This window comes from Enterococcus durans NBRC 100479 = LMG 10746, assembly GCF_001544215.1.
Lineage (GTDB): Bacteria > Bacillota > Bacilli > Lactobacillales > Enterococcaceae > Enterococcus_B > Enterococcus_B durans.
On the sequence record NZ_BCQB01000006.1, the window covers coordinates 92586 to 99139 of the forward strand.

1 protein-coding gene is annotated in these 6554 nt (G+C 41.4%); it reads right to left on the reverse strand.

Features of this window, described 5'->3' with window-relative positions; translation table 11 throughout:
- Nucleotides 1-34: 34 nt before the first annotated feature.
- Nucleotides 35-6223, reverse strand: a complete 6189-nt coding sequence (locus tag ED2_RS03140) for an ICP22 family protein (RefSeq protein WP_231369437.1) — start codon at nucleotides 6221-6223, stop codon at nucleotides 35-37.
- Between the last annotated feature and the right edge of the window lie 331 nt (nucleotides 6224-6554).

Sequence of the window (6554 nt, forward strand, 5' to 3'; positions counted from 1 at the left end):
GTGACCACAAGTGATCACACACCTTTTAACAATGTTAGTTTATCGCAAAATTGAATTGTAAAGCATACTGCGGCTTCAACGGATCAGTCAAACTATCAAAATCAAAGTTTTGTCCTACTGTACCGTAAAGTGAAAAGGCAAAGGAACTTGTCTTTTTCGGTAAAGTCACTAACTCTGTTTTCTGTGATAGATTTTGACCGTTCTCAATCAAAGGAATCGTAGCATCGCTGTAGTTATTCGACATTAAAAGATCGATGTCTGTTAGCTTCTCTGTTTGAGACTGACTTGTCATAGACGCCACTGACACAGTCAGTTCTTCATTAGAGTTGTTTTGGATTTGATATTTTGGTGATACGATTCCACCACTTTCTTTACTTTCAGCAAAAGAAATACGTGCTGGGATCGTCACATCGATATATCCTTTCAAATTCATTTGGATCTCTAACTCACCTGAAAGATCTGTTGTATTCCCATATTCATCCGCTAAAGTAAGGACAAATTTATGCGTTCCTACTGTTAAATCAGTGAAATCCGCATTATTTTCATAGGCTACCGTTACTTTGATTGCTTCAGGTGCCGTCCAGTTATCGGAAGGTTCCCCATCTAAATAATCTCTTGCATTTGGTTCTGCACTCCCTTTTTGGAAGGCTAAATTTTCTTTCAGTTTTCCTTGTGGCCCTGTTGTGTCCACAATGTTTGCTGATATCTTCATTGGTGAAGACTTGTTGCCTGCTTCGTCCTCCAGTTGGATATACGCATCAAGCGAAGTTCCTGGATTCATCCCTGCAATAGATGTTGCTGATCCGTCTGCATTGACTAAATGGAATCTTATATCCTTAGATAATGTCCAGTTGTCATTTACGGACGCAAAAAATTGGCGAAGTTCATCTTGGCTTAAATCGCCAGTTCTACGAGCTTCGATATCCATATGCTCATTTTTTACAGTTCCCGTTGGCGCTTTTGTGTCGTTGATCCGAACCAATGCTCTTTCAAAACGTTTGCTATTTTTTTCTTCATCCGTTGCTGTGATTGCTAATATATAATGGTTATTTGCAGTATTTGGACCTAGTGAAGATAAACTACCTGAGCTCTTCAAAGTGATGTCTTCGAGATAGCTCCAGTTATCTGATAACTCTTCAAAAAATTGACGCAATTCTTCTTGCGTGAAATTCCTCGATCGATCTGCTTCCATCGTCACTCTGGCTGTTTTAACTCTTCCTTCTGGGGATTGCGTATCAACGACCGTATAGTTTGTTGTTGTCTGCTGTGTTGCATTTGTTACTTTGTTACGGATCGTAACATTTGCTTGACCTGCTTTCCCTGGTTCCCAGCCATTCGCTGATTCTGGTGTGGAAAAATCATAATGCTCATCGACCATACTAGGTAACCCTTGGAACCATGATTTGATCGTCTCTTTCGATAGTGCAGGCATCCGTTGTGCTTGGATAAGTACATTAGGTTCAATCACAAAAGACGTCAAGAAAAATTGAACAGGATAAGACCGCTTGTTTCCTGCCTCGTCGGTCAATGTCAATGTTGCTTGTTGCAAGCTGACACTTGGTGAAAAATCTACGATGGATCGATCCATTGTAGCTGTGATGTTTTTATGTTCTGACCAGTTATCGGAAAGTTCACCACTAAAGAACGTCAACAATTCTTCTCGGCTCCAATCGCCTTGGGTACGATACTCAAAAGTAGGTATCACAGTGTTCAATGTGCCTGTTGGTGCTTGGGTATCCACGATTTTGAATTCTGCATATCTACTATATTTATTTCCAGCTTCATCATAGATATCGATGTACGCCCAGTTATCACCAGGACCTCTTCCAGCAAGTTGTATGATGCCATGATTATCAGTTGCTTCAATTCGAATATCTTCCGGCAAGCTCCAGTTGTCCTGCAAATCGCCATCAATGAATTTCAACAAATCTTCGCGTGTCCATTCGCCCGTTCTTCGTGCTTCGATTTCCACGCCCTTCGTTTTGATTGTCGCAGTTGGTGCTTGGGTGTCGACAATGCGTATCAAGCTTCCAATTGGAAATGACTGATTTCCTGCTTCGTCTTTTAATCGAAATACGCCCGTTACTGTTTTTCCTGGTGCTATGCCAGCAACAGTTGTTATCCCATCATAGAAGGATAACTGAACCTTCATATCTTCTGGCAACGTCCAATTGTCATTCATCGTCGTGTACATTTTCCGTAACTCTGCTTGGCTAAGGTCTCCGCTTCTACGAGCTTCAACCTCGATATTATCTTTCATGGTTCCTGTAGGGCGTTGTGTATCTACAATGCGTATCAATACACTCATCACTAATGACTTATTCCCCGCTTCATCTTCTAGTTGAAGGTGGAAATTATGCGTACCTGGCGCTTTACCCGCCACGGTTGTTGCTACGCCGTTTGCATCGACTAAATGTATTTTTACATTATTTGTTAATGTCCAGTTGTCACTTATCAACATGACATGCCAACGTAGCTCTGCTTGGCTGAGATTGCCACTTCTACGGGCTTCTGCTTCCACATTATCTCTTGCAATTCCCGTTGGTGCTTGGGTATCTACAATACGGATCGATGTACTCATCCCTAATGACTTGTTCCCTGCTTCATCTTCTAATTGGAGATAAAAAGTGTGCGTACCTGGCGCCTTACCGGCAACAGTTGCTACTGCTCCATTTGCATCAACTAAGTGAACTTTTATATTCCCTTGTGACGTCCAATTATCACTCATTGTTGTGAGAAATCCTCGTAGTTCCGCTTGGCTAAGATCGCCACTTCTGCGAACCTCAATCTCCACCTCACCTTTTACAGTTCCTGTTGGCGCTTGCGTATCGCGAATGTTTAAACTTACTTGATTCTTTGGACCAGGGATCGTTTGATTTCCGAATTCATCCGTCAATAATAAATGTCCTGTAATGACTGTTCCTGGTTTTTGATTGACATCCACCGCAACATAACCAGTTCCTTGAGGTACGACTACTGCCAATGAAATATCAGCAGGGAGTGACCAGTTATCCGAAAGACCGCCATCTACAAATCGAAGAAGTTCTTCACGCGTCAATCCACCAGTTCTGCGAGCTTCGACAGCGATTGTTTCTCCTTTGATTGTTGCAGTTGGTGCTTGCGTATCCTCAATCACAACGGCAACTCTCTCAAAAACGTTACTGTTCTTCTCTTCATCAGTCGCAGTAATGTTTAATATATAATGATTCCCTGAATGATTGGGACTTAACATAGACAAATTACTTGTTTTCAGTTTAATATTCTCAAGCAGACTCCAATTATCCGACAAACTTTGAAAAATCTGACGCAATTCTTCTTGTGTGAAATCCCGTGATCGGTTTGCTTCAAATGTCTGTCTGTATTTTACTGTTCCTTCAGGTGCCTGCGTATCAACGACTGTATAGTTTGTTGCTTTCTGTTGTGTTGCATTGGTTAATTTGCTACGGATCGTAACATTTGCTTGACCCGTTTTTCCTGGTTCCCAGCCATTCGCTGATTCAGGTGTGGAAAAATCATAATGATCATCAACCATACTTGGTAATCCTTGAAACCACGACTTGATCGTCTCTTTCGATAGTGCTGGGAGCCGTTGTGCTTGGATAAGTACGTTGGGTTCAATCACAAAAGACGTCAATAAAAATTGAACAGGATAAGCTTGCTTGTTTCCAGCCTCATCGGTCAAAGTCAATGTTGCTTGTTGCAAGTTGACACTTGGTGAAAAATCTACGATGAATCGATCCATTGTAGCTGTGATATTTTTATGCTCTGACCAGTTATCAGAAAGTTCACCACTAAAGAAAGTCAACAGTTCTTCTCTGCTCCAATCGCCTTGGGTACGATACTCAAAGGTAGGCACTACGGTGTTCAATGTTCCTGTCGGTGCTTGGGTGTCTACGATTTTGAATTCTGCATAGTTGCCATTTTTATTTCCAGCTTCGTCATAAATATCAATATAAGCCCAAGTATTACCAGGTGCTTTTCCTGCAAGCAGATAAATCCCATTGTTATCTGTTGCTTCGATCCGAATATTTTCTGGCAAACTCCAGTTATCCTGTAAATCGCCATCAATGAATTTCAATAAATCGGCTCGTGTCCAATCTCCAATTCTGCGGGCTTCAATTTCAACTCCTTGAGTTTTGACTGTAGCTGTCGGTGCTTGGGTGTCTACAATCCTTATCGTCACACTCGTTCGTGCTGACTTATTCCCGGCTTCATCTTCTAATTGAAGGTAAAAATCATGTGTACCTGGTGCTCTACCTGCAATTGTTGTTGCCGTTCCGTTTCCATCAAGGAAATGTACTTTCATATTTTCTGACAATGTCCAATTATCGCTCATCGTAGAGAAAAATCCTCGTAACTCTGCTTGACTAAGATCGCCACTTCTGCGAGCTTCAATTGTAATATCGCTTTTTACGGTTCCTGTCGGTGCTTGGGTGTCCACAATACGTATCGTTGTGCCCACGCCAATATTTGATGACTTATTCCCTGCTTCATCCTCCAAACGTATGCGGACGTGTACATTAGAAGAAAATGGTGCCCTACCGACAATGGATACTGGGTTACCAGAAGAAGCACCGAATAAATGAATTTTCAAGTTCTCTGGTAATGTCCAGTTGTCGCTCATGTTTGTAACGAATTGACGTAGCTCTGCTTGGCTAAGTTCTCCACTTCTACGAGCTTCAACCTCAACATCAGTTTTTGCAGTTACTTTTGGTGCTTGTTTATCCACTATCTTAAATTCTACATATTCACCATATTTATTTCCAGCTTCATCATAAATATCTACGTAAGCCCAAGTATCCCGAGGGGATCTTCCTGCAAGTGGATAAATCCCATCATTATCTGTTGCTTCGATCCGGATATTTTCTGGCAAGCTCCAGTTATCCTGTAAATTTCCATCAATGAATTTCAATAAATCTTCTCGTGTCCACCCCCCAGTTCTTCGTGCTTCAATTTCAGCATTTTTGAATTTAGCGGTTGGCTTTTGCGTGTCTCTAACAGTGTACCGAGTAGTGAATGTTTGTGTCGAACCATTCGAATTATGTTTCATAACCACTGTAGCAGTTCCTGTTGCGCCAGGTGCCCAACTAGCTGGACCTGTTGCGGAAAACGTGTAGTCATTCGAATTAGACGGCAGTGTAGTAAACCATGATTTGATCGTATCTTGAGACAAAGCGTTCCTAGTAGCTTCTACATCAACGCTGTCTTTGATCGCAGCAGATGGCTTTGGATTTTTCACGATGATCTCTCCGATAACTGCATCAGGATAATTCACATCTGCGATTTTTTTGGAGTAGTTATTGACCTGTGGTGCAACAGCAGTTGTCCCCATTGTTAAATTTCCTAAAAGACGTATAGTATCCTTTTCATTCGTATCAACAGTGGTAGTTTTCATCCTTATGATCAGCACATCGATTGTCACTTGACGACCACTAATAGTAGGTGTTGCCGTAACAGACAAATAAGACGGCACACCGGACCCCCTCAGATTATTCAACGTATATGGATTTGAGAAGGATGGATGATTTCCATAATACATCTGCTGAAAATAAAAATCAGGCGCAGTGCTCAAATTACTAGCAATCCAAGAGATCCAACCATTTCCCGGAGCTTGCACCATCGTATACGCATCAAAAGTGACTGTAAATCTTTGAACTGCTCCTGCTCCTTCTCCTAAAGTCAATTCTCTATTCGTAACTCTCTGCATCTTACCCTCAATATAAGCACTTCTTCCATTATCGACTAAATGATGGCGATATTCGTTAAGGTTAGGTAACGAGTAAGTGCTCATCCGCATCGCTTCTGGCAAGACCATCAGCTGTTCTGTTTCCTCCTCTTTTGGCAAAACTGGCGAAGGTAGTCCATTTCCTTCACTACTTTCTTTCCCGTCTTCTGCAGAAGGAGTGGTCGTCTCTACTGTTTCTTCAGATGTTTCCGGAATAGGTGGTTCCGTAGTCTCTACTGTTTCTGGTTGTTCTGGTTGTTCTGGATTCGAATCCTCTGTAGTTGGTACTTCAGCAGGTTCCGTATGTACAGGTTCTTCTGCGGTCGATTCAGTCGTTGGAGGGTTGCTTTCGATCGTTGGTAGTTCATTTTGCTCTTGTAAACGCTGAACCAATTCCGTGTCAATTTCAACTGGTGCCTCTTCTGCAAAAATGGTGACTGGAAAAAGGCAGTGTTGGAATAATAAGAGCGAAGTGGCTATTGTTCTAAAATTTTTCATTTGCAAATGTTCTGTCCCCCTTTCTAGTTCTAACATCATGAGCCTATCTAAAATCATCTTATCTTAAGGCATTGTTTTTTCTTATTCATTCAAGTGCAGCCACTCATCGAAACGATGACTTACAAAAATCAACGGTTCTCTTATTTTTCATACATCCCCCCAAACATCATAAAATCCCCACACTAAAATTATCCATGATTCTATTATTAGAAGAAAACCTTTTTTTACCGATAGATTGGTAAAATAATACCTTGAGAAGCAAAAAAGAGCAGGAAAAAGTATGGATACTTTTTCCTGCTCTAAATGGCGGGATATCATCTTTTTTTATTTT